Origin of the sequence: Trinickia sp. NRRL B-1857 (assembly GCF_050470685.1) — a bacterium.
Lineage (GTDB): Bacteria > Pseudomonadota > Gammaproteobacteria > Burkholderiales > Burkholderiaceae > Trinickia.
This window is the reverse complement of sequence record NZ_JBFLUK010000001.1, coordinates 2,624,677-2,645,723: the sequence shown is the minus strand read 5'-3', so window position 1 is coordinate 2,645,723 and position 21,047 is coordinate 2,624,677. Positions and strand designations below refer to the sequence as shown.

Here is a 21,047-nt window from a genome sequence, read left to right as displayed (position 1 = left end):
GGTGCGCCTCGTTTGTTCGCTAAGCGCGTTCCGCGAGCGGGCCGTCTTCTGCGAGCATTGCCGGCAACTGCGACTCCAGCCAGGCCACGACGGTGGCGGTCTTAGCCGGCGCCCTCCGCGATGACGGGTAGATCGCATGCACGGGGAGATCGGATAGTCGATGATCTGGCAACACCGGCACGAGCTGTCCCGTTGCGATTTCGCTGCGGCACACCGGCCGATGCAGCACGCCGATTCCATTGCCGGCAAGCAACGCCGCGAGTAGCGGCCGCCAGTGATTGCAACGCCAGGCGCTGCGCACGTGCGCGGTGACGGGCGTGCCGTCGGGGTCTTCGAGGTGCAGCTTTCCGTCGCGAGCGAGTCCATCGATGTGGACGAACGGATGGGTGGCGAGCGCTGCCGGCGACGCGGGTGAGCCGGCCTGCTCTAGATACGTCGGCGACGCCAGCAAGAGCCGACGCACGTGGCCGAGCGGACGCGCCACGAAGTTGCCCTCGCCGAGCCGGCCGACTCGGATCGATACATCGACGCCCTCGATCACGGGATCGACGAAACGGTCGTTCAAGATCAAGTCGATCGACAGCTCGGGATGCCGCTGCTGAAGCGTCGCCAACAACGGCGGCAGCAAGAGTTCGCCAAGCGCATGCGGCGCGGCGACGCGCAGCGTGCCGCGCAATTGGCGGTTGAACGACGTGACGCTCGCCGCCGCTTCGTCGGCGGCATCGAGCGCCGTCTTGGCATGCGTATAAAACACCGCGCCGATATCGGTGACGTTCACAGAGCGCGTGTTTCGATCGAGCAACCGCGCGCCCAAGTGCCGCTCCAATTGACGCAGACGCTCGCTGACGGCGGGTTGGCCGAGCCCCAAGTCGCGTCCGGCCGCGGAGAGTCCTCCGCATTCGACGACGCGCACGAATACGCGCATGGCTAGAAGAAGGTCCATAGGCCGGAATCTATCAAATAAATCGATGATGATCATTGATCATCGGTGCGTTCTCTTCCTTTCCGGTACCGCACATCATGACTTCTCTTCTTTTATCGATTGGAGAATATGATGAATGACGAGATGATTGGCATGAGTTCGGCGCTCGAGGGACGGCATGTGACCGTGGTTGGCGGCACGTCCGGGATTGGGCTAGCCGTGGCTCGGCTGGTAGCGCGTGCCGGCGCTGAAGTGACGTTGATCGGGCGCGATGCGGAGCGACTGCGGCGAGCGGCCGACGAAATCGGAGGCGCGCGGCAGTGTGTCGGCGATCTGCACCAGAGCGCGACGTTTGGGGCGCTTTTCGGTTCGCTGCCGGAGATCGACCATTTGGTGATTACGGCCGGCACCGCGTCGCTAAAAACGCTGCGCGAGAGTACCGCCGAAGATTTACGCTGGGCGGCGGAGGAACGGCTGGTCGGGCCGCTTGCCATGGTACGCGCGGCGCTCGACCGACTACGGCCGACGGGGTCGATCGTGTTGACGTCGGGTTTGTTGGCCGAACGGCCCACGTATCGAGGCGCAATTCTCGCCGGCGCCGTCGCGGCTGTCGAAGCGATCGTGCGCTCGCTTGCCCTCGAACTTGCACCGATTCGCGTCAACGCCGTATCGCCGGGACTCGTGGATACACCGCTACTCGATAGCTTTTTCGGGGAAGCGAAACAAGAGGCACTGGCGACGGCCGCCGCGAGCTTGCCGACGCGGCGCATCGGCTGCCCGGACGATATCGCTCAAGCCGTTGGCCTGTTGCTCACGGGCGGGTTCATCACGGGAGAAGTCCTGCACGTGGACGGCGGCGGGCGCTTGATTTAAGGGGGTCGCTTTTTCTTGAAGGCGGTCGATGCGGGTCTTTGTTTCACCGCTACTCGGAGACCGGATCGTGACAGCAGACGCAAAGCTTGTTGCCGTCCGGATCGCGGAAATAGGCGCCGTAGTAGTCGGCGTGGTACTGCGGCCGAAGGCCAGGGGCGCCTTCGCAGATTCCGCCGTTCGCGAGGGCCGCGTCATATGCGGCGTCGACAGTCTTTCGATCGATCGCGAGCAGGCTCACCATCTGCCCATTCCCCGCTTGTGCCGCGTCGCCATTAAAGGGGCGGCCGATCACGAAAAGCGGTCGAGGCTTATCCTTGGCCATCCAACCTGCCCACGGTTTATCGCGCTCGCAAAATTTCAGTTCATGCCCTAGCGCGGACATGACGGCCGAATGGAAGGCGAAAGCGCGATCGAACTCGTTCACGCCGAGGCAAACGTGCGAAATCATGATGGTTTTCCGGGTAAGGTGATGTTGCTCGCGTCGGGGATCATTGCATCGACGCGGCTCGGATGCAATGGCTGAGGGGGGTGGCCAATGGGGGCTTTCTCAGAATGAGACGAGGTCGCGCGTTGCTTGGAGGTGGCGGCTGGTAGCAAAGATATTCGCAAAGCGATCATCGATCGGAGTACCGGCGGAAGGTTGCCTAGCTCATGGATTGAATGGAAAGCGGCGTATTCGATGGCAACGTCATCGCCCGATGCGTTCGCGGCTTATCTTCACGCTTGGGCCGGTACGGACTTCAGCGAGCCAATCGCCGCGACGCATCAGGTCTTGGTGCTCGTCGGTGAGCACGATCCTACGTTCAACGCGGCGTTGATGGAGAAGACTGAGCTTGCCCCCGCAAAACGAATCCCTTGCTGAGCGTTTAAACTCAAGCAAGGAGAGTCAAGAAGATGAACAAGACGACGCGGGCGCGCTACACGCTCGAATTCAAGCTGGAAGCGGTTCGGCTGGTCAAGGCCGGTCAGAGCGTTGCGGCGGTCGCCGCGACGCTGGATTTACCGGCGCAGTCGATTTCCAACTGGCTGAAGGCTGAGCAGGAAGGCAAGCTTGGCGGGGCCGGCACAAAGCCGGTGAGCCCGGAGCAGATGGAACTGTCGAGGCTGCGCGCCGAAGTTGCACGCTTAAAGATGGAGCGCGATATTTTAAAAAAAGCGTGCGCGTACTTCGCGAAGGAGTCGACGTGAAGTACGCGTTCATCGAGCGCAATCGCCATCACTGGCCGATTTCGGTGCTGTGCGAGGTGCTCGATGTGAGCCCTAGCGGCTTTCATCAGCGGCGGCAACGTACCGCGCAGGACAAGCCCCGCCGAAGCCGCGTAAGCGACGATGCGCTGCTGGCGCATATCAAGGCGATTCACGCAGAGGTCAAAGGCGAGTACGGCTGGCCGCGCATGTGGAAAGAGCTGGTTGCACGCGGCGTTCGCGTTGGCAAGGAGCGTGTACGCAAACTGATGGCACAGCATGGTATCCGGGCCCGGCACAAGCGCAAATACATCGCGACGACGAACTCGAACCACAACCTGCCGGTGGCGCCGAACTTGTTGGCGCGCAACTTTACGGCGACGGCGCCGAATCAGGTCTGGACAAGCGACATCACGTACTGTGCGACGGCCGAAGGCTGGGTTTATCTGGCGGTCATCATCGACCTGTTCAGCAGACAGGTGGTGGGCTGGTCGATGCAGTCACACATGAAAGCAGAACTGGTCACCGACGCGCTGCGTATGGCGTGGTTCCGGCGCCGCCCAGACGCTGGCGTCATCGTCCATAGCGACAGGGGCAGTCAGTATTGCAGCGGGCTCTTCCAGGACTCGCTAAGAGCGTACGGTATGCGTTCCTCAATGAGCCGGCGTGGCGACTGTTGGGATAATGCGCCAACCGAAAGCCTATGGGGTTCGCTGAAAGTCGCACGCCTGCATGGTCGGCACTTCGTGACGCGGCGTGCTGCAATGGATGAAATCGTCGACTGGCTTGGCTTTTATAATTCGCGCCGGCTACACTCGACGCTCGACTACGTCAGCCCCATGACGTTCGAGAAAAACTGGTTCGCCGCTCAGCAGGGGCGAGCCGCATAAAGCTCTCAGCTATGGGATTCGCGAAACAGGGGCAAGGTCAGACGTATTTGCGACGGTATCGACGCGCCTCGGTCGAGGTACTGAAAAACACCGGGTACTATCCGATGAACGAAACGCCGCTTGCACTGTTGGTGGAGATCGAGCGGTTTCTGGCGAAACAGGGGTTGTCTCGTTTCGCCAGGGTGGGGGAGGGGTGATCTGCGAGCATCTGCGACTGAAGTCCGAACCGGCTTGCTTCAAGAACAATTACTTGTTTTCATACGCAGGATGAACGACTAAGAAAAATGCAGAAAAATGTCATCGCCAATACTCGGAGTGCTTTTCGTACTCTTCATCTGTGCAGCCTTGTTGCTCCTTATCAATCTCACCGGCGACCCGGGCATCGACTACTGGGACCTCGATGGTGAGAATGAACCGTCTGCATCAAAGCTCGATGTCCTACGAAACAAGCCGACGATCTATGGCGCTACGGCAGTGCTCGTGGGCACCTTCATCGCTTACCTATGGGCGTATCACTAATTGAGATCATCAGCGCAAAGATGCAATATGATTCAATGAGACAAACGAGATAGTCATTTTTTATGAGATATTCTGACCGCTCTATATGGCAGCTAGCAACTGCAATATCGACACGGCACCAATTGTAGGCATTATGTTTCTGCGCTATTCTCGCGATCCGTTTAACCCTGCGCGCCGATATGCCAAACACATATACATTCGGAATACACACTGATCTCTCGCCTGTCGAGCTGTTCTTCTTGATCGCGGTGGACGAAACCATGAGTGAGCTAGGAGTTAGCGACGCGGTGGGCGTCGCAATGATCCTCGCCGGTTCACGGCTCCTTTCCACGCGAGGAAAATTCGCCGGCGCGGTGAAAGGTACTTCGATTGCATCGAAGCTATCTCGCTCACTGTTGCCCTACGAGATAAAGCACCGTATCTTGCCAACTTTCACGTCCTGGACCAGTGTGGCACTACTGCGAGTGAAACTTACCAACCATATCGGCGTATTCGTGGGTCGGGCCATCCCTGGCGTCGGGTGGGTCATTACAGCTACCGACGTAGGAATGATCGGGTACAAAACGGTCGTCGAATACAATCGGCGTGTGAAGCAAGAGGATCGTTTGTAATGGACGATGCATGGCTACAACTACAGCGGTTTATACGCGAAGTACGCGCCCCCGGTGTGCTTGGTATAGACGAAAAATTGACTCGCGATATGGATCTATATCACGACCTCGATTGGGAGCCGCCCAAAATAGTTGATGTTATGCGTACATGGGGCGAGCGGTTCCATGTTGACCTAAGCGATTTCGACGTTGCCTACTACGTCCCATCGGCAAATATGCGAACGCGCGACGTAGTACTGGCTGCGTTGAAGTCTCCGTTCAGTGCGAAAGCGCGCGAATCGCTGGGTGGACGGTCACTCACACTTGGAATGTTGGAAGAGGCAATGAAGCGAAGGCGGTGGGAGCGGGGATAACGGTAGCAGGACGGTCAGTCCTATGGTTAGCGGACCCGCCGCCCAGAGCCATGAGCCAATCCACAGCCATGCTGACGTATAACGACGAATGCGCAAACCGAGCCCCCACCGTAACATCGAATCGACCGATGGCCGTTGGCTTCAGTGGCTATGGTCAGCGAATCGGCTAGTCGTCTTCTCGCAACATTGCTGCGCGCATCCGTACCTACCACACCTGAGGCGTAAGCGTTGCTTCACCACCGTCTTTTCATAGGTTCGCGGAGTCGGCAATCTGATTCCCACTTGGACACATCATGCCGAATTTCTCCACTTTTGAACCGGCCTATTTCTTGGGTCAGGGTCATTAAAAAAACGGCCACCCTCGATGAGGCGGCCGCCGTTCTTTCCGGTGTTGGTTGAGGGGGTTGCCCAAACGCTCAACTCAAGGCCCCCGCCTCCCCCTCAAACATCAATATTCCCCGCCCGTAGCGCATTGCTCTCGATAAACGCGCGCCGCGGCTCAACCTCATCACCCATGAGCGTAGTAAAGATCCCGTCAGCCGCAATCGCGTCCTCAATCTGCACACGCAGCAACCGCCGCACGTTCGGATCCATCGTCGTTTCCCACAGCTGCTCGGGGTTCATCTCGCCGAGCCCCTTATACCGCTGCTTCGAAACATTCCGCTCGGCATCCGCGATCAGCCACCGCATCGCGCTCTTGAAGTCCGACACTGCCATGCTGCGTTCGCCGCGCTTGATCAGCGCATTAAGACCGATAAGCCCCTTGAACGTATTCGCCGTATTCACAAGCTGCTGATAATCAGCAGTCAGCAAGAAGTCCGCATCGATAACCGATTTCTTTACATTCCCGTGATGCCGGCGCTCGATGCAAATCGAGTGCAACTCGCGCACGCCGTCATACATCGCATACGCGCGCACTTCCGGCTTCAACGGATCGTTCTGCAACGCCGCTTCGAGCGCCTTGGCTGAAGCCTCCGCACCCGCCTCGCTCGACAAGTCGATCGCCACGCCGTCCATCACGGCTTCAAGCGCCTGCGCGTCATAGAGCCGGCTCAACCGCTCCACCACGGCTTGCGCCAGCAGGTAAGACCGCGCCAGTTCCCCAAGCGCATCCCCAGCAATCGGCGCCGCACCTTCCGCAGGCATCAGTTCCGAACCCTGCAATGCCAACCGCAGCATATGCGCATTCAATTCGGCGCCGTCCTTCAGATACCGCTCGTCCTTACCGGCCTTGACCTTATACAGCGGCGGCTGCGCGATATAGATATAGCCGCGCTCGATCATCTCCGGCATCTGACGATAGAAGAACGTCAACAGCAGCGTGCGGATGTGCGCACCGTCCACGTCCGCGTCGGTCATGATGATGATGCGGTGATAGCGCAGCTTATCGAGGTTGTAGTCTTCCTTGCCGATGCCGCACCCGAGCGCCGTGATCAACGTCACGATCTGCTCCGAGGAAAGCAGCTTGTCGTAGCGCGCCTTCTCGACGTTGAGCACCTTGCCGCGCAGCGGCAAGATCGCTTGGAATTTACGATCGCGCCCTTGCTTGGCCGAACCGCCTGCCGAGTCACCCTCGACGATGTAAATCTCCGACTTCGCCGGATCCTTCTCTTGGCAATCGGCCAGCTTACCCGGCAGCCCAACGCCGTCGAGCACGCCCTTACGCCGCGTCATTTCACGCGCTTTACGCGCCGCATCGCGCGCACGCGCCGCGTCGACGATCTTGCCGCAAATGATCTTCGCGTCGTTCGGCGTTTCGAGCAGAAACTCTTCGAGCGCCTTGGCCACGACCTCTTCCACCGGCGCACGCACTTCCGACGAAACGAGCTTGTCCTTCGTCTGCGAGCTGAACTTCGGCTCGGGCACCTTCACCGACAGCACGCACGACAAACCCTCGCGCATGTCGTCGCCCGACGTCTCGACCTTCGCCTTCTTGGCGATCTCGTGATCGCCGATGTACTTGTTGATCACGCGCGTCATCGCCGCACGCAACCCGGTCAAGTGCGTTCCGCCGTCACGCTGCGGAATGTTGTTCGTGAAGCAGAGCACGCTCTCGTTGTAGCTGTCGTTCCACTGCATCGCCACTTCCACACCCACGCCTTCTTTCTCGCCGTTGATATGGAAAATCGTCGGATGCAGCACTTGCTTCGTCTTGTTGATGAACTCGACGAAACCCTTCACGCCGCCGGCCAGCGCGAAATCGTCTTCCTTGCCCGAACGCTGATCGGTCAAGCGAATCCGCACGCCGTTGTTCAAGAACGAAAGCTCGCGAATCCGCTTGGCGAGGATGTCGTAGTGATATTCGACCAAACCGAAAATCGTTTCGTCGGCCATGAAGTGCACTTCGGTGCCGCGATTCTCGGTCTCGCCGACGAACTGCATCGGCGACACACGCTCGCCGTCCACCTCTTCGATCACGCGGTTTTGCGGCACGCCACGGTGAAACTCCATGAAGTGCTTCTTGCCGTCGCGGCGCACGGTCAACCGCAACCAGCTCGACAATGCGTTCACGCACGACACGCCCACGCCGTGCAAACCGCCCGACACCTTGTAGCTGTTCTGGTCGAACTTGCCGCCCGCATGCAATTCGGTCATCACGATCTCGGCGGCACTGCGCTTCGGATCGTGTTTGTCGTCGCGCTTGATGCCCGTCGGAATCCCGCGGCCGTTGTCCGTCACGGAGATCGAGTTATCCGCGTGAATGATCACGTGGATGTCGTTGCAATAGCCCGCCAGGGCTTCGTCGATCGAGTTGTCGAGCACCTCGAACACGAGGTGATGCAAACCGGTGCCGTCCGACGTGTCGCCGATGTACATCCCGGGGCGCTTGCGCACCGCCTCCAGACCCTCGAGGATCTGAATCGACGAGGCGCCGTAGCTGTTGTCGGGTTGCGTATTGTGCTGTTCACTCATGGATATGTTCCGGTTCTGCATTCACTGCGGTTGCGCCGCGCGATACGTCGAACGCCCCAGAAAAGCCAGGCAGCGGCGCTGGTTTTCTTGCACTTTCGGCGGGGGCCGGCGGCGGGCGGCTCACTTTCGCTCGCCCTTTTAGAAACGCCAAAGGGGCGCTGCGCCCCTTGGTTTCGTCTCGTTCTCGCTTCGCGTTAGATACGCATCGGCATAACGACGTACTTGAATTCCTCGTTCTCGGGAATCGTGATCAACGCGCTCGAGCTTGCGTCGCCGACGCTCACCTGAAGCATGTCCACCTTCAAATTCGCGAGCACGTCGAGCAGGTACGTGACGTTGAAGCCCATGTCGATCGTGTCGCCTTGATAGGCGATTTCGAGTTCTTCCTGCGCCTCTTCCTGATCGGCGTTAGTCGACATGATCTTGAGCTGGCCCGGTTCGATCACGCAGCGCACGCCCTTGAACTTATCCGACGTCAAAATCGCCGCGCGTTGCAGCGAACGCTGCAACTCGTCGCGACCGATCACGAACGTATTTTTGTGCGCCTTCGGAATCACGCGCTGGAAGTCGGGGAACTTGCCCTCGACCAACTTCGAAACGAGCTCCACTTGGCCGAACGTGAACTTCACCTGCGTCGACGCGATGTCGATCCGCAGCGTGTCGTCGATGTCCTCGAGCAGACGCTGCAACTCGAGAATCGTTTTGCGCGGAATGATCACTTCCTGACGCGGGAAATCGCCGTCGATCTTCATCGACGAAAACGCGAGACGGTGACCGTCGGTAGCCACGGCCATCAGCTGGCCGCCGTCCACCACGAGCAGCATCCCGTTCAGGTAGTAACGGATGTCTTGCTGCGCCATGGCGAAGTACACCATGCCGAGCAATTGGCGGAACGTCTTTTGCGGGACGGTCAAGCTCGCGCCGTAGTCCTTCGCTTGCGACACGGTCGGGAATTCATCCGCCGCCAGCGTCTGCAACGCGAAACGGCTCTTCCCCGATTGCACCGTGAGACGCTTGTCGGCCAGCGACAAGCTCACTTGCCCGTCCGGCATCGCCCGCAAGATGTCCAGCAGCTTGCGCGCCGCCACGGTCGTCGCAACCGATTCGCCGCCGACGCCGAAATCCGCGCGGGTCGTGATTTGCAACTCGAGGTCAGTCGACAGAAACGACACATCCGGGCCGTTCTTGGTGATCAGCAAGTTCGCGAGGATCGGCAACGTGTGGCGGCGCTCGACGATGCCGCTCACGGTTTGCAGCGGCCTTAGGAGGTTATCTCGTTCGGTCTTGACCAGTTGCATAGGGTTCCTTCGTTGATATGACGGCAAACTCCGCCTCACCCGGCAGTTCGTTCGACGAAAGCGCCGATACCCCGCATTTTCTGCGCGCTTTCGCCCATCTGCCCGCGCGTTGTTCCCGCGCTTCCATCCCCGCCTCGCTCGCGCTGCGAAGCACGGGGGGCTAAACCTATATTGTGCCTGAAAAATGGTCCGATCCCGCCAAAACGGGGGGCCGGGGACGCGCGCGCGGCGAATAAGGGCACAGGTCGGCCGATTAGCCCTTCAGCGTCTGTTCGAGCACGTGCAGTTCGTGATTGAGTTGGGCGTCCTTGCCGCGCTCGTCGGCGATCTTGCGCACGGCGTGCAGCACCGTCGTGTGATCGCGGCCGCCGAACAGCTCGCCGATCTCGGGCAAGCTCTTCTGCGTAAGCTCCTTGGCGAGATACATGGCGATTTGCCGCGGCCGTGCGATGTTCGCCGGACGCTTTTTCGAATACATATCGGCGACTTTGATGTTGTAAAAATCGGCGACGGTCTTCTGGATGTTTTCCACCGAGATCTGGCGGTTTTGCACCGTCAACAGATCCTTGAGCGCTTCCTTGGTCAGCTCGATCGTGATCTCGCGGCCGTGGAACTTCGAGTACGCGAGGATCTTGCGCAGCGCGCCTTCGAGCTCGCGCACGTTCGAGCGAAGGTGCTTCGCCACGAAGAAGGCGACGTCCTCCGAGAGGCTCACCCCTTCGGATTGCGCCTTGCGCATCAAGATCGCCACGCGCATTTCGAGCTCGGGCGGCTCGATCGCCACCGTCAGCCCGGAATCGAAGCGCGAGATGAGGCGGTCGTCGATCCCCGAGATTTCCTTCGGATACGTATCGCTCGTGATGATGACCTGCGCCTTGTTCGCGACCAGCGCCTCGAACGCGTAGAAGAACTCTTCCTGCGTCCGCGATTTGCCGGAGAAGAACTGAATATCGTCGATCAGCAGCAGGTCGAGCGAGTGGTAGTAACGCTTGAAGTCGTCGAACGCCTTGCGCTGATAGGCCTTCACCACGTCGGACACGTATTGCTCGGCGTGGATGTAGCGGATTCGCGCGCCGGCCTTGTCTTGCAGCAGTTGATTGCCGATCGCGTGAATCAAATGCGTCTTGCCCAAGCCTACGCCGCCGTACAGGAACAGCGGGTTATACGAGATCCCGGGGTTGTCGGCCACCTGGATCGCCGCCGCGCGGGCCAATTGGTTCGCCTTACCGGTGACGAAATTGTCGAACGTCAGCACGGGATTGAGCTTCGAGCGCTCGTACATCGATTCGGATTCGGGGCTGCTCGGCGCGGCGCCCGAACCGGGACGCCACGTGCGGCGCGCGGCCGCCGCTTCGTGCGCGTCGACGCTCGGTAAATCGAGATCGGCCGCGTCGTCTTGCGCGGCGTTCGCCCCATGGGCGCCATTAGCCCCGCCGGCGCCGTTCGCGCCCGCGCCCGCGCCCGCGTTTGCGCCGAAGCCGTTGCCGGCGGCGCTTTTGCCCCCCGCGCTCATACCGGCGCCCGCGCCGCCTTCCAGCGGTATCCCGGCCGCGCTCATCGCAGCGGCGGCGGAAGCCGGCACGCGCGGCAGCGGAACGGAGGAAGCGGAGCCGACGGCCGGGCGCATGCCCGCTTTCGGATCGAGGACGAATTGCACTTCAACGGGCGCCTGCCAAAAATCGCGGGCGAGATCGGAGATGCGGCCCGAAAACTGGCTCTTGACCCAGTCGAGCTTGAAGCGATTCGGCGCGGCGATGGACAGCGTATTCGCGGCAGCGTCGAAGGCGACCGGGGCCAACGGTTTGATCCACGTTACGTACTGCTGCGGCGTCAACTCACGCTCCAGCAGTGCGGAACAGTGTTGCCAGAATTCGTTCATCAAGGCGATATCTTTTTAAGGCACGGCGACCCGCCGCCGCCCTCTCCACGCATCGCGCGGTGAAAGGACCCGACGCGGCAAAGCGAGAGAGCCCCGCGGCCCGTCGCCACAAGCGTTTGCGGCGAACCGGCCCTGGCGGAGCGGCGTGCTGGATTCTTGAAGTAAGGCGAGATTCTACCGCCAAACGCCCAGGCCCAGGAAGTTATCCACAGGGCCGGATCGTGGATCGCACGCTCGCCTTTGCGCGGCCGGCCGCAGCCCAATCCGGTCGCCGTCACGCGCCAAGTTCACGTAAGGTATTGACGGCCAAGAGAAAAGCGGTTTAAATAGCGGGTTCCCGCGAAAGCGAACACCCTTTTTTCGACCCCGGCCCATTGCCTAGCGTTTGTCGTTGCCTAAAGCGTTGTTGTCCAAAGCGCACCTAGTGCCGATGCGTACGCGGTCCATTCTCAAGTGAGATCGACATGAAACGTACTTACCAACCGTCCGTCACGCGCCGCAAGCGCACCCATGGCTTTCGCGTGCGCATGAAGACCGCCGGCGGCCGCAAAGTGATCAACGCTCGCCGCGCCAAGGGCCGCAAGCGTCTGGCCATCTAAGTCGAAGGCGACACGCGCCGTCGCTGTCGCCCGCGCTAGCGCGGAGGCTGCCGGCACGGGCTGCACTTCCCTCTCGGGCCCGGTTCCGTTGCAAGCACCAGCAGCCTTCCCTAAAGCCGCGAGGCTTCTCAAAACGGATGAATTTTCATCCGTTTTTCGTTTGCGTCCGTGGCGCCGCTCGACGCATTTCGTCGTCTACGCACGGCCGACTGGCCAAGCGGCCCGGCTTGGGCTCGTCGTCGGTAAGAAATTCGCCGCCCGAGCCGCGACGCGCAATCTCGTGAAACGGATCGCGCGCGAGAGCTTTCGCCTGCACCGCGCGCAATTCGACGGCTGGGACGTGCTGCTGCGCTTGTCTACGCGCTTCGACAAAGCCGCGATGCCGAGCGCCGTCTCGCCGCCTTTGAGAGCGTTGTGCCGAACCGAAATCGAGATGCTGCTGGGCAAGGTGGCGCGCGAGATTGCGCGGCGCCAGGCACCGCCACCGCCCGATTCGGCGCAAAATTGATTCGTCATGCGTGCGCCGATGCCCTTTCGCATCCCTTTCACGCGCCGCTCCGCTCGGCGGGGGCCTCGTTCCCCGATGCTATGCAAACGGTACTGATCGCCCTGCTGCGTCTGTATAAGGTTGCCGTAAGCCCTCTGCTCGGCAGCCGGTGCCGCTTTTATCCCTCTTGTTCGGATTACGCGCGCGAGGCAATCCAGTATCATGGCGCCGCGCGCGGGAGTTACCTCGCGGTGAAGCGCTTATGCCGCTGCCATCCGTTTTCCGCGGGCGGAATCGATCTCGTTCCGCCTGCACCCCCGAAAAAGCGCTGAAACGCCGCTCCATCGACTCTGAGACCACGCATGGATATCAAACGCACCATCCTATGGGCGATCTTCTTCGTGTCAGCCGTCATGCTGTTCGACAACTGGCAACGCGATCACGGACGCCCGTCGATGTTCTTCCCGAACCCGACGCACACGCAGCCGGCCACGGGTCCCGCCTCGGGTACGCCGGGCTCCGAAGCCGCGGCCACGACCGGCACGCCGGCCGCCGTCGCCGGAACGGCGCCGGCTCAGCCGCAGGCGCAAGCGCAGTTGATTCACTTCAGCACCGACGTCTATGACGGCGAGATCGACACGCGCGGCGGTACGCTCGAAAAGCTCGTCCTGACGAAGAACGCGAACGCCAACGGCGCACCGTTCAACGTCACGCTGTTCGACCATACGGCGAGCCATACGTATCTCGCGCGCACGGGCCTCATCGGCGGCGATTTCCCGAATCACAACGACGTCTTCACGCCGGTCCCGGGCCCGCTCGCGCTCGGCCCCGATCAGAAGACGCTGACGGTCTCGCTCGAATCGCCGGTCAAGGGCGGCGTGAAGATCGTCAAGACCTACACGTTCACGCGTGACAGCTATGTCATCGGCGTCGATACGAAGGTCGAGAACGTCGGTACCGTGAAGGTCAAGCCGAGCCTTTACATGGAAATCGTGCGCGACAGCCAAGCGGTCGAAACGCCGCGCTTCTCGCATACGTTCCTCGGCCCGGCTGTCTACACGAACGAGCATCACTTCCAGAAAATCACGTTCAGCGACATCGACAAGAACAAGGTCGATGTGGCCACCTCCGCGAACAACGGCTGGATCGCGATGATTCAGCATTACTTCGCGACGGCCTGGATTCCGCAGCAAGACGCACCGCGCAACATCTACGTCGAGAAGATCGACCCGACGCTCTATCGCATCGGCGTGCAGCAGCCGCTCTCCTCGATCGCGCCGGGCCAATCGACGAACGTATCGGCGCGCCTGTTTGCCGGTCCCGAAGAAGAGCGCGTGCTTGAAGGCGTGGCACCGGGCCTCGAGCTCGTGAAGGACTACGGTTACGTGACGATCATCGCGAAGCCGCTGTTCTGGCTGCTCGAGAAGATCCATGGCGTGGTGGGCAACTGGGGCTGGGCGATCGTTCTGCTCACCGTGCTGATCAAGGCCGTGTTCTTCCCGCTGTCGGCGGCGAGCTACAAGTCGATGGCGCGCATGAAGGAAATCACGCCGCGCATGCAAGCGCTGCGCGAACGCTTCAAGAGCGATCCGCAAAAGATGAACGCGGCGCTGATGGAGTTGTACAAGACGGAGAAGGTGAACCCGTTCGGCGGCTGCTTGCCGATCGTCATCCAGATCCCGGTGTTCATCTCGCTCTACTGGGTGCTGCTCTCGTCGGTCGAAATGCGCGGCGCGCCGTGGATTCTCTGGATTCACGACCTCTCGCAGCAAGACCCGTTCTTCATCCTGCCCGTGCTGATGGCCGTGTCGATGTTCCTGCAAACGCGCTTGAACCCGACGCCGCCGGACCCCGTCCAGGCCAAGATGATGATGTTCATGCCGATCGCGTTTTCGGTCATGTTCTTCTTCTTCCCGGCCGGCCTCGTGCTGTACTACGTCGTGAACAACGTCCTGTCGATCACGCAGCAGTACTACATCACGCGCGTGATGGGTGCGAGCAAGAAGAAGGCAGCCTAATCGCTAGATGCCGGCGCGCGGCGATTCCCGCGCGATCCGGCAAGCCCAGCGGAAAAGCAAATCGCCCGGTCTATGCCGGGCGATTTTTTTTGGCGATTCGGAAATCGAATTGAACCAGGAACAAAGGGCACACGCCGCTCGACTACCGCTCCGCACGGTCGCCGTAAAACTGTTCGACCAATTCCTGTACGAGATAGCGATGGTGCGCCGATAGCGATTCGATCTTCGACGCCAATTCGATCGTCTCAGGCGTAAGCGGGTACTTTTCGTCGCGCGGAAGGGGTTTCGGCGTCGTGCGCGCCGCGGCATTCGGCGCCGGCCCGTAATGCAGCCAATGCAGATCCACACGCAACCATTCCGCCAGCGTTTGCAGCTTGTCGGGCGTGGGAATCGTGCGGCCGGTCAGCCACTTATGGGCTGTTTGCGGGGAAATCGGATGCTCGCCGTGGTGGCGCAAATTGAAATGCAGCGCAAGCTGCGTCCCGCCCATCACTTTTTCTGGGCTGCGCTGCAAAGCGAACTTGAGGCGCTCCGAGAACGCCGCTTTTTCATCGACGGTTGGCATCGGCAAATTGTGCAATCCAGCCCACATCGAGGAGACAACCAGCCGGGTCAGCTTTAGCCTGATCAGGCACAAATACCATTTGTTCGGAATACGCGCAGGGATGCGCTCGCAAGGCCATCGGTAGGCCAAGACCCGCTTCTCGCTTGGCAATGCGCCGACTCGGCGCAACATGCATATCTCGGTTCGTCTTAATTTTAGACTATCTCGAACGAGATAAATCTTAACTATGGTATCGGGGCGTCTTCAATGCGAATCGGGTGACGAAAGACGCATCCACGGGCACGTTACAATGCCGGACATCTATGCGCCGGTGCTTCCGGCCTGTTCGCTCGACGCGGGCACTATCTTTCGATTGCTTCTCTCCGACCATGCTTCCTCTCGATTCCGATCCGATCGTCGCCATTGCCACCGCTCCCGGACGGGGCGGAATCGGTGTCGTACGGGTTTCGTTCGGGCGAGCCGGAGAGGCCGCTGCGCACGCGTTGATGCATGCCGTTTGCGGTCAAATGCTTGCCCCGCGCCATGCGAGCTACGTGCCGTTCGTGGACGCGGGCGGCGAGGTGCTCGACCGAGGTATCGCGCTCAATTTCCCGGCGCCGCATTCGTACACGGGCGAATACGTGCTCGAGTTGCAGGGTCACGGTGGGCCGGTGGTGCTGCAACTCGTGCTTCAACGCTGCCTCGAGGCGGGCCGAGCGTTCAATCTTCGATTGGCCGAGCCGGGCGAATTTACGCGGCGCGCGTTTTTGAACGACAAGCTCGACCTCGCGCAGGCGGAGGCCGTCGCCGATTTGATCGAGGCGAGCACCGAAGCCGCCGCGCGCTCGGCCGGACGTTCGCTCGACGGCGCGTTCTCGCGCGACATCCATGCGCTCGTGGATGAGGTGATCGCGTTGCGGATGCTCGTCGAAGCTACGCTCGATTTTCCCGAGGAAGAGATCGACTTTCTCGAAGCCGCCGATGCGCACGGCAAGCTCGCGCACATTCGCGCGCGGCTCGATCACATTTTGGACGAAGCACGCCAAGGCGCTTTGCTGCGAGAAGGGTTGTCGGTGGTTCTGGCGGGGCAGCCGAACGTTGGTAAATCGTCGCTGCTCAATGCGCTGGCCGGAGCGGAGTTGGCGATCGTGACGCCGATCGCCGGGACGACGCGCGACAAAGTTACGCAGACGATTCAGATCGAAGGCATTCCGCTGCATGTCATCGATACGGCCGGGCTGCGCGAAACCGAGGATGAGGTCGAGCGAATCGGTATCGCTCGCACGTGGAACGAGATCGAGCGTGCCGACGTAGTGTTGCATTTGCTCGATGCACGCTCGGGGATGACGGATGAGGATGTCGTTATTGCCGGCCGTTTCCCGGCCGGCGTGCCCGTGGTGCGCGTGCTCAACAAGACGGATTTGACGACGATCGGGCCGAGCGTGAGTCGGCATACGCCGGATGGTGGCGTACCCGAAGTCTGTGAGATCCGATTGTCGGCGAAACAAAGCAAAGGCATCGAGTTGCTGCGCGCGGAGCTGCTGCGCATCGCAGGGTGGCAAGCCGGGACGGAGAGCGTTTATCTCGCGCGTGAGCGTCACCTCATTGCGTTGCGCGCGGCGCAGGAACATACGGCGCTCGCGGCGGCGCATGCGCAACAGCGTGCGCAATCGCTGGATCTGTTCGCCGAAGAGCTTCGGCTCGCGCAGGAAGAATTGAATTCGATCACCGGGGAGTTCACATCCGACGATCTGTTGGGCGTGATCTTTAGTCGGTTTTGTATCGGGAAGTGATGAGTTAGAAGCAGGCTGAGCAGGCCGCTCTGCAATGCGGTACTCGTCGCAAAACACGAAGGCATGGGGAAGCGCATGAATCGGTCGATGCTTAACGTGGCGCGACATCTCGCCGCCGCTACGCTCGTTGCGCTGGTGTTTGCATCGCCTACCGTCTTCGCACGGACCTCGCCAAAGGGGTGGGCTCAGCCGAACGAGTCGGAACTGACCTCACACGGGCATTACCGCAACAAAGGCGGCGAGCAGGTGCATTCGCCGTCCAACACGAAATCCGGCGAGGTACCGGTCGGTGCATCCGCCAAATGCGCCGATGGAACCTATAGTTTTAGCCGGCACCATTCCGGAACATGTTCGCGGCATGGCGGCGTAGCGACCTGGGAGTGAGGCGGCGCGGCTAAGCGAGATGTCTTTCGGATAGCATGCGCCTTGTTGAGGCTATGCATCGATCGCGCCTGCGCCCTCGAACTCGATCGATGCCTGACGAGGCGTGGCGCGAGCGATCGGTGCAGGAATGAATCCGTGCTCTGCCAATGCCTTCATGACCCCGCGGATCAAGTAGCTGTTAGCGAAGCAAGCAACATATGCTCTCGCGCCCTTTTCAGTCGGCTCCAACATCTTCCTGTCGACCAGCTTTTTGATCTGGTAGGTGCGCTGGTTTGGCGTTAAGCCCAGAAAAATGTCGGAAAAATCTGCGGCCTTCACCGACCGCGCGTTGATCGCGCGCGCGAGCATGGCCGCCTCTATTTTAGTTATCAGCTGGCGTTCCTGCGCGTAGTCTAGGGCGGGGCCCAAAATCTTGTCGCGCAAAAATGTAAAGCTCGTTAGCTGATCGACCTTCCTAATTTCAATCAGGATTCCCTGAAGAACGTAAGTGCACCACTCCTCCAGCGCTTGGTCCGTGCCTTCATCCGCTAGTCCGAGCATCGCGTAGTATTTTTCGCGGTCGTTGCAGAAAACTGCAACCGGATTTAGAACGCGGCCGCCGTCTTTGACGTTGAACCCATACTTGATGAGCAGCGCATACGTTAGCAGGCGCACGACGCGCCCATTCCCGTTACTAAACGGGTGCACCCAGCCGAATCGATGGTGGGCTAGCGCGACTTTCATCAGCCCGTACTTCGGTTGGTGCTCCTCGTTGATGAAATTCACCAGCGCCTGCATGTATTCGGATACCAGTAACGCATCCGGCGGCACATGCGAGGATTGGCCAATGCGGACCGCCCCCGTTCTATATGCCCCAGGTGTACGGTCACCCTCGCGTTCTAGATCCCTGACCGTCAGCGCGTGGAGTTCTCGTATGAAGTGATCCGTTATCGCGTCGCCAGGATTGAGCACGTCATCGATATAGCTCATCGCGGCTTCGATATTTGCGATCTCTCGCAGTGGGTCACTTTCTTCCTGCCGCCCTTCAACCTTGCTTTCGATGTAGTCGGCCAGTGTTGTGTGATTGCCTTCTATGCGCGCGGATCCCAAGCTCTCCAGCGTATGGAAGATACTCTTAAGCTGAAAGAAGATGCTGGGTGGGGCGTCCCCTTGCAGCTCTAATCGACGTAGATGTTCGAGTTCCGTCAGCACATCGACGAGCGGCGAATCGAAGGACGGGTTCAGCAAGCGCAGATCGTGATGCTTGAAAATCGGACCCATGATCTTGAACGGACTCAGGCGAAAACTTGAATCATAGCTCGCAACTCATTGTCTCATAATGTTTTTCTTAGACTCGAAGAAAATTTTTTCTTGAATCTGCGTCTGACACAACTTGAATCTGCGAGACAATCGCTTCTTCCTTTCGCAGTCGTGGGTCCTGCCCCCCCCTTGAAAACCCGCGTCCCCACCCCGCATCTTCGCGCCTCCTCCCTCTTGGAGCACGACGATCATGGGAAGTCGGCCCGCCTTCATCGATGACTTCGCCCGCACCCCGGCCGCGCCGGGCGGCGAATCCGCGAACGACGTCATAAGCGATCGCGACGACGCCCTGCTCGATGCCTATTCGCGCACCGTCATCAATGCGCTCGAACGCGTTCAGCAGGCCGTCGTTTTCGTGTCCGTCGAGCGAACGCTCCCGGGCAAAAACGACCGCCGCGCAGGGACAGGCTCTGGCTTTTTGTTCACGCCCGACGGCTATGCGCTTACCAACAGCCACGTCGTCCACGGCGCAACCGCTATTCGCGTCACGCTCGCCGACGGCTCGCATCACGAAGCGACCCTCGTCGGCGACGATCCGAGCACCGATCTCGCAGTACTGAGGATCGGCTCCGCCGAGCCGCTCCCGCATGCCGAGCTCGGCGAGTCGTCCAAGCTGCGCGTCGGCCAAATCGCGATCGCGGTAGGTAACCCGCTCGGACTCGCGCAGACGGTCACCACCGGCGTCGTCTCCGCACTCGGACGCTCGCTGCGCTCGGCCTCCGGCCGCATGATTTACGACGTGATTCAAACCGATGCAGCCCTGAATCCCGGTAACTCGGGCGGCCCACTCGTGAATTCGGCCGGACAAGTCATCGGCGTGAATACGGCGATCATCCCTGGGGCTCAGGCGATTTGTTTCGCGACCGCGATCGATACCGCCAAGTGGGTCATCATGCAGTTGTTCGCGCATGGCCGGGTCCGGCGCGCGTATATCGGCGTGGCAGGCACAGCCGTACCGATCGCGCGCAAAGCGCAGCGTTATTTCGGTCTCGAGACGACGAGCGGGGTACGCGTGATGGAAATCGGCAAAGGCAGCCCGGCCGCATCGGGCGGGCTGCGTGTCGACGATACGATCGTCGCGATAGACGGCGTGGCCGTGGATGGCATCGACGCGCTACAACGCGTACTCGATGCGTCGAGGATCGATCGTACCGTCGAGATCACCGTACTACGATTGACGCAAAAGCTCACCTTGCGCGTCACGCCCGTCGAACCGGCATCGACGCGCTCGGGTTAAGCCTCAATGCAACTGGCGCTTTAGGTCCGACAACTCGGAATGCATCGTCGACACGGCACGCTTGAGTTCGCCGTCAACGTTGCCCGCCTTCTGGCAAGCACGTTCGGCGCGATCGCCGATGGCCTCCAAGGAGTCGATGCATTGGCGCATTTGGTTCTCGTCCTGCGATTTCATCGCCGACTGCGCCGTTTTACATTGCTTGTCGAGTTCCTCGACGCAACTCTTCAAGTCCTGCGGCACCGACTGCGCGCTTTGGCAGCTACGCGTCGCTTCGCTAATCGTTTGCTGGATGTGAGAAAACCGCTTTTGAATTTCGCTACTTTGCAGCATGGTCCACTCCTTCACGAATCGGTCCTCGATGAGCCTCGGCAATCCAAATGCGATTGCCCCCAGTCGTCATCCGCCCGCCTCGTCGGCCAAGCTTGACGCCGCATATCGTTCCGTATCGTCACGTACGACGAAGCGGCGAATGGCGCTTCCAGTCTAGGCGATTCATCCGATGAAGCAGGCGCCGATCGATGCGTCGGCACCGCGTTTATCGGCGGTTTAGCCCCCGGACGCGTGAAATCGTATCCGGATGGCGTCGATCGACGGCTCCCGGGGCTCATCGGTGACCGGCGTCGTCGACATCCGCGCTGGAACGCATTCCCATCGGCGCAAAAAGCGCGCCCTGAGTCGTCGGCATGACAGCACGTCGTTCGGCATTCGCTACGCGGCTTCGTACGCTTAACACGAACGCGCAGCGTACAATTTTCCGAGCGGCAACCGTCGCGCTACGTGTCGGCGGTTTGAGCGGCTCTAGATCGTCGTTCCCGCTTTCCCACGAGGAGCTCTTCCATGATGCGGCCGTTCTCGTTGATCTTTTTGCTTCTTGTGATCGTCCCGCTATGGCGTATCTGCCAACGCGCGGGCTTTCACGGCGCCCTCTCCCTACTGGCCCTCATTCCCGTGATCGGCACGCTGATCGTCGGCGCCGTTCTATCGTTCGGCGAATGGCGAGCCCCGAGAACGCGCGCTAACGACTTTTCAAGGAGCTGAACATGGGCATGTACTGGATGCCGTATCGGATCGTTCCGCTCTTCGCGTTGCTCGCACTGTGCACGAGCCTCATTTACATCCCGGCGGTGCGTAAAGCCGGGTTCTCGGGCTGGTGGGCCGTCGCTTCGATCATTCCGGTCGTGGGCATCGTTTTGCTCTGGATCTTCGCGTTCACGCGATGGCCCGCGCAGCCTGAACGCTAACC

The 21,047-nt window shown here is 60.5% G+C and carries 22 protein-coding genes and 1 pseudogene; 15 read left to right on the top strand and 8 right to left on the bottom strand.

Annotated elements, in window-relative coordinates; all coding sequences use genetic code 11:
* Nucleotides 1-19 precede the first annotated feature (19 nt).
* Nucleotides 20-943 (bottom strand): LysR substrate-binding domain-containing protein, encoded by a 924-nt coding sequence (locus tag AB1286_RS11810; protein ID WP_430363457.1) that lies wholly within the window; start codon nucleotides 941-943, stop codon nucleotides 20-22.
* Between the two features lie 111 nt (nucleotides 944-1,054).
* Between AB1286_RS11810 and AB1286_RS11805 the strand changes: the two genes are divergently transcribed.
* A complete protein-coding gene (locus AB1286_RS11805; protein ID WP_430363456.1) occupies nucleotides 1,055-1,795 on the top strand; it encodes an SDR family oxidoreductase in 741 nt (246 codons plus the stop codon).
* 49 nt (nucleotides 1,796-1,844) lie between these two features.
* On the opposite strand, the gene AB1286_RS11800 is transcribed toward AB1286_RS11805, so the two are convergent.
* Nucleotides 1,845-2,243 carry a VOC family protein gene (locus AB1286_RS11800; protein WP_430363455.1) on the bottom strand — a complete coding sequence of 133 codons (399 nt, stop codon included), beginning with the start codon at nucleotides 2,241-2,243 and terminating at the stop codon, nucleotides 1,845-1,847.
* 108 nt (nucleotides 2,244-2,351) lie between these two features.
* On the opposite strand from AB1286_RS11800, the pseudogene AB1286_RS11795 reads away from it, so the two are divergent.
* The 5 genes and pseudogenes from AB1286_RS11795 to AB1286_RS11775 form a co-directional block, all read left to right on the top strand.
* Nucleotides 2,352-2,630 (top strand): annotated as a pseudogene (locus tag AB1286_RS11795) (alpha/beta fold hydrolase); the annotation flags it as partial.
* A 59-nt stretch (nucleotides 2,631-2,689) separates the two neighbouring features.
* Nucleotides 2,690-3,870 (top strand): IS3 family transposase gene (locus AB1286_RS11790; RefSeq protein WP_430361773.1). Its coding sequence is split into 2 segments (ribosomal slippage): nucleotides 2,690-2,942 and nucleotides 2,942-3,870, totalling 1,182 coding nucleotides; the frame shifts between segments, so codons are not numbered across the junction.
* Between the two features lie 11 nt (nucleotides 3,871-3,881).
* The gene (locus AB1286_RS11785) at nucleotides 3,882-4,067 is read left to right on the top strand and encodes a hypothetical protein (RefSeq protein ID WP_430365142.1); all 186 of its coding nucleotides are present in this window, start codon (nucleotides 3,882-3,884) and stop codon (nucleotides 4,065-4,067) included.
* A gap of 501 nt (nucleotides 4,068-4,568) precedes the next feature.
* Nucleotides 4,569-5,000 (top strand): STM2901 family protein, encoded by a 432-nt coding sequence (locus AB1286_RS11780; RefSeq protein ID WP_430363454.1) that lies wholly within the window; start codon nucleotides 4,569-4,571, stop codon nucleotides 4,998-5,000.
* Nucleotides 5,000-5,353 carry a DUF1493 family protein gene (locus tag AB1286_RS11775; protein ID WP_430363453.1) on the top strand — a complete coding sequence of 118 codons (354 nt, stop codon included), beginning with the start codon at nucleotides 5,000-5,002 and terminating at the stop codon, nucleotides 5,351-5,353. The genes AB1286_RS11780 and AB1286_RS11775 overlap by 1 nt, the downstream gene beginning before the upstream one ends.
* A 441-nt stretch (nucleotides 5,354-5,794) precedes the next feature.
* Here the strand turns inward: AB1286_RS11775 and gyrB are convergent, their stop codons facing one another.
* From gyrB to dnaA, 3 genes are all read right to left on the bottom strand, one after another.
* Entirely contained in the window at nucleotides 5,795-8,266 is a 2,472-nt protein-coding gene (gene gyrB / locus AB1286_RS11770; protein WP_430363452.1) for a DNA topoisomerase (ATP-hydrolyzing) subunit B, read from the bottom strand.
* A gap of 194 nt (nucleotides 8,267-8,460) precedes the next feature.
* Complete coding sequence (dnaN, locus tag AB1286_RS11765) at nucleotides 8,461-9,564, bottom strand: DNA polymerase III subunit beta (protein WP_430363451.1); 1,104 nt, start codon at nucleotides 9,562-9,564, stop codon at nucleotides 8,461-8,463.
* 253 nt (nucleotides 9,565-9,817) lie between these two features.
* Nucleotides 9,818-11,443 carry a chromosomal replication initiator protein DnaA gene (gene dnaA / locus AB1286_RS11760; RefSeq protein ID WP_430363450.1) on the bottom strand — a complete coding sequence of 542 codons (1,626 nt, stop codon included), beginning with the start codon at nucleotides 11,441-11,443 and terminating at the stop codon, nucleotides 9,818-9,820.
* Nucleotides 11,444-11,907: 464 nt separating this feature from the next.
* Between dnaA and rpmH the strand changes: the two genes are divergently transcribed.
* From rpmH to yidC, 4 genes are all read left to right on the top strand, one after another.
* A complete protein-coding gene (gene rpmH / locus AB1286_RS11755) occupies nucleotides 11,908-12,042 on the top strand; it encodes a 50S ribosomal protein L34 (RefSeq protein ID WP_004198824.1) in 135 nt (44 codons plus the stop codon).
* Between the two features lie 88 nt (nucleotides 12,043-12,130).
* Nucleotides 12,131-12,550, top strand: a complete 420-nt coding sequence (gene rnpA, locus AB1286_RS11750; RefSeq protein ID WP_430363449.1) for a ribonuclease P protein component — start codon at nucleotides 12,131-12,133, stop codon at nucleotides 12,548-12,550.
* A gap of 80 nt (nucleotides 12,551-12,630) precedes the next feature.
* Nucleotides 12,631-12,861, top strand: coding sequence for a membrane protein insertion efficiency factor YidD (yidD, locus tag AB1286_RS11745; protein ID WP_277430872.1), 231 nt, complete (start codon nucleotides 12,631-12,633; stop codon nucleotides 12,859-12,861).
* A 30-nt stretch (nucleotides 12,862-12,891) separates the two neighbouring features.
* Nucleotides 12,892-14,547 (top strand): membrane protein insertase YidC, encoded by a 1,656-nt coding sequence (gene yidC / locus AB1286_RS11740; protein ID WP_430363448.1) that lies wholly within the window; start codon nucleotides 12,892-12,894, stop codon nucleotides 14,545-14,547.
* A gap of 142 nt (nucleotides 14,548-14,689) precedes the next feature.
* Here the strand turns inward: yidC and AB1286_RS11735 are convergent, their stop codons facing one another.
* Nucleotides 14,690-15,112, bottom strand: coding sequence for a transcriptional regulator (locus AB1286_RS11735; RefSeq protein ID WP_430363447.1), 423 nt, complete (start codon nucleotides 15,110-15,112; stop codon nucleotides 14,690-14,692).
* Nucleotides 15,113-15,480: 368 nt separating this feature from the next.
* Here AB1286_RS11735 and mnmE point away from each other — a divergent pair, with 368 nt between their 5' ends.
* Both mnmE and AB1286_RS11725 read left to right on the top strand, forming a co-directional pair.
* Complete coding sequence (gene mnmE, locus AB1286_RS11730) at nucleotides 15,481-16,884, top strand: tRNA uridine-5-carboxymethylaminomethyl(34) synthesis GTPase MnmE (RefSeq protein ID WP_430363446.1); 1,404 nt, start codon at nucleotides 15,481-15,483, stop codon at nucleotides 16,882-16,884.
* A 63-nt stretch (nucleotides 16,885-16,947) separates the two neighbouring features.
* A complete protein-coding gene (locus AB1286_RS11725) occupies nucleotides 16,948-17,268 on the top strand; it encodes a DUF3761 domain-containing protein (RefSeq protein ID WP_430363445.1) in 321 nt (106 codons plus the stop codon).
* A 51-nt stretch (nucleotides 17,269-17,319) separates the two neighbouring features.
* Here the strand turns inward: AB1286_RS11725 and AB1286_RS11720 are convergent, their stop codons facing one another.
* Nucleotides 17,320-18,528 (bottom strand): Fic family protein, encoded by a 1,209-nt coding sequence (locus tag AB1286_RS11720; RefSeq protein WP_430363444.1) that lies wholly within the window; start codon nucleotides 18,526-18,528, stop codon nucleotides 17,320-17,322.
* Between the two features lie 229 nt (nucleotides 18,529-18,757).
* Between AB1286_RS11720 and AB1286_RS11715 the strand changes: the two genes are divergently transcribed.
* Nucleotides 18,758-19,804, top strand: coding sequence for a S1C family serine protease (locus AB1286_RS11715; protein WP_430363443.1), 1,047 nt, complete (start codon nucleotides 18,758-18,760; stop codon nucleotides 19,802-19,804).
* Between the two features lie 3 nt (nucleotides 19,805-19,807).
* On the opposite strand, the gene AB1286_RS11710 is transcribed toward AB1286_RS11715, so the two are convergent.
* A complete protein-coding gene (locus tag AB1286_RS11710; RefSeq protein WP_430363442.1) occupies nucleotides 19,808-20,134 on the bottom strand; it encodes a hypothetical protein in 327 nt (108 codons plus the stop codon).
* Between the two features lie 507 nt (nucleotides 20,135-20,641).
* Between AB1286_RS11710 and AB1286_RS11705 the strand changes: the two genes are divergently transcribed.
* Both AB1286_RS11705 and AB1286_RS11700 read left to right on the top strand, forming a co-directional pair.
* On the top strand, nucleotides 20,642-20,842 hold the full coding sequence (locus tag AB1286_RS11705) for a hypothetical protein (protein WP_430363441.1): 201 nt from the start codon (nucleotides 20,642-20,644) through the stop codon (nucleotides 20,840-20,842).
* Nucleotides 20,843-20,844: 2 nt separating this feature from the next.
* The gene (locus AB1286_RS11700; RefSeq protein ID WP_430363440.1) at nucleotides 20,845-21,045 is read left to right on the top strand and encodes a hypothetical protein; all 201 of its coding nucleotides are present in this window, start codon (nucleotides 20,845-20,847) and stop codon (nucleotides 21,043-21,045) included.
* Nucleotides 21,046-21,047: the final 2 nt, after the last annotated feature.

Coding starts and splice junctions, on each gene's coding strand:
- AB1286_RS11810 (WP_430363457.1), bottom strand. CDS start 943: ATGGACCTTCTTCTAGCCATGCGCGTATTCGTGCGCGTCGTCGAATGC.
- AB1286_RS11805 (WP_430363456.1), top strand. CDS start 1,055: ATGAATGACGAGATGATTGGCATGAGTTCGGCGCTCGAGGGACGGCAT.
- AB1286_RS11800 (WP_430363455.1), bottom strand. CDS start 2,243: ATGATTTCGCACGTTTGCCTCGGCGTGAACGAGTTCGATCGCGCTTTC.
- AB1286_RS11785 (WP_430365142.1), top strand. CDS start 3,882: ATGGGATTCGCGAAACAGGGGCAAGGTCAGACGTATTTGCGACGGTAT.
- AB1286_RS11780 (WP_430363454.1), top strand. CDS start 4,569: ATGCCAAACACATATACATTCGGAATACACACTGATCTCTCGCCTGTC.
- AB1286_RS11775 (WP_430363453.1), top strand. CDS start 5,000: ATGGACGATGCATGGCTACAACTACAGCGGTTTATACGCGAAGTACGC.
- gyrB (WP_430363452.1), bottom strand. CDS start 8,266: ATGAGTGAACAGCACAATACGCAACCCGACAACAGCTACGGCGCCTCG.
- dnaN (WP_430363451.1), bottom strand. CDS start 9,564: ATGCAACTGGTCAAGACCGAACGAGATAACCTCCTAAGGCCGCTGCAA.
- dnaA (WP_430363450.1), bottom strand. CDS start 11,443: ATGAACGAATTCTGGCAACACTGTTCCGCACTGCTGGAGCGTGAGTTG.
- rpmH (WP_004198824.1), top strand. CDS start 11,908: ATGAAACGTACTTACCAACCGTCCGTCACGCGCCGCAAGCGCACCCAT.
- yidD (WP_277430872.1), top strand. CDS start 12,631: ATGCAAACGGTACTGATCGCCCTGCTGCGTCTGTATAAGGTTGCCGTA.
- yidC (WP_430363448.1), top strand. CDS start 12,892: ATGGATATCAAACGCACCATCCTATGGGCGATCTTCTTCGTGTCAGCC.
- AB1286_RS11735 (WP_430363447.1), bottom strand. CDS start 15,112: ATGCCAACCGTCGATGAAAAAGCGGCGTTCTCGGAGCGCCTCAAGTTC.
- mnmE (WP_430363446.1), top strand. CDS start 15,481: ATGCTTCCTCTCGATTCCGATCCGATCGTCGCCATTGCCACCGCTCCC.
- AB1286_RS11725 (WP_430363445.1), top strand. CDS start 16,948: ATGGGGAAGCGCATGAATCGGTCGATGCTTAACGTGGCGCGACATCTC.
- AB1286_RS11720 (WP_430363444.1), bottom strand. CDS start 18,528: ATGGGTCCGATTTTCAAGCATCACGATCTGCGCTTGCTGAACCCGTCC.
- AB1286_RS11715 (WP_430363443.1), top strand. CDS start 18,758: ATGGGAAGTCGGCCCGCCTTCATCGATGACTTCGCCCGCACCCCGGCC.
- AB1286_RS11710 (WP_430363442.1), bottom strand. CDS start 20,134: ATGCTGCAAAGTAGCGAAATTCAAAAGCGGTTTTCTCACATCCAGCAA.
- AB1286_RS11705 (WP_430363441.1), top strand. CDS start 20,642: ATGATGCGGCCGTTCTCGTTGATCTTTTTGCTTCTTGTGATCGTCCCG.
- AB1286_RS11700 (WP_430363440.1), top strand. CDS start 20,845: ATGGGCATGTACTGGATGCCGTATCGGATCGTTCCGCTCTTCGCGTTG.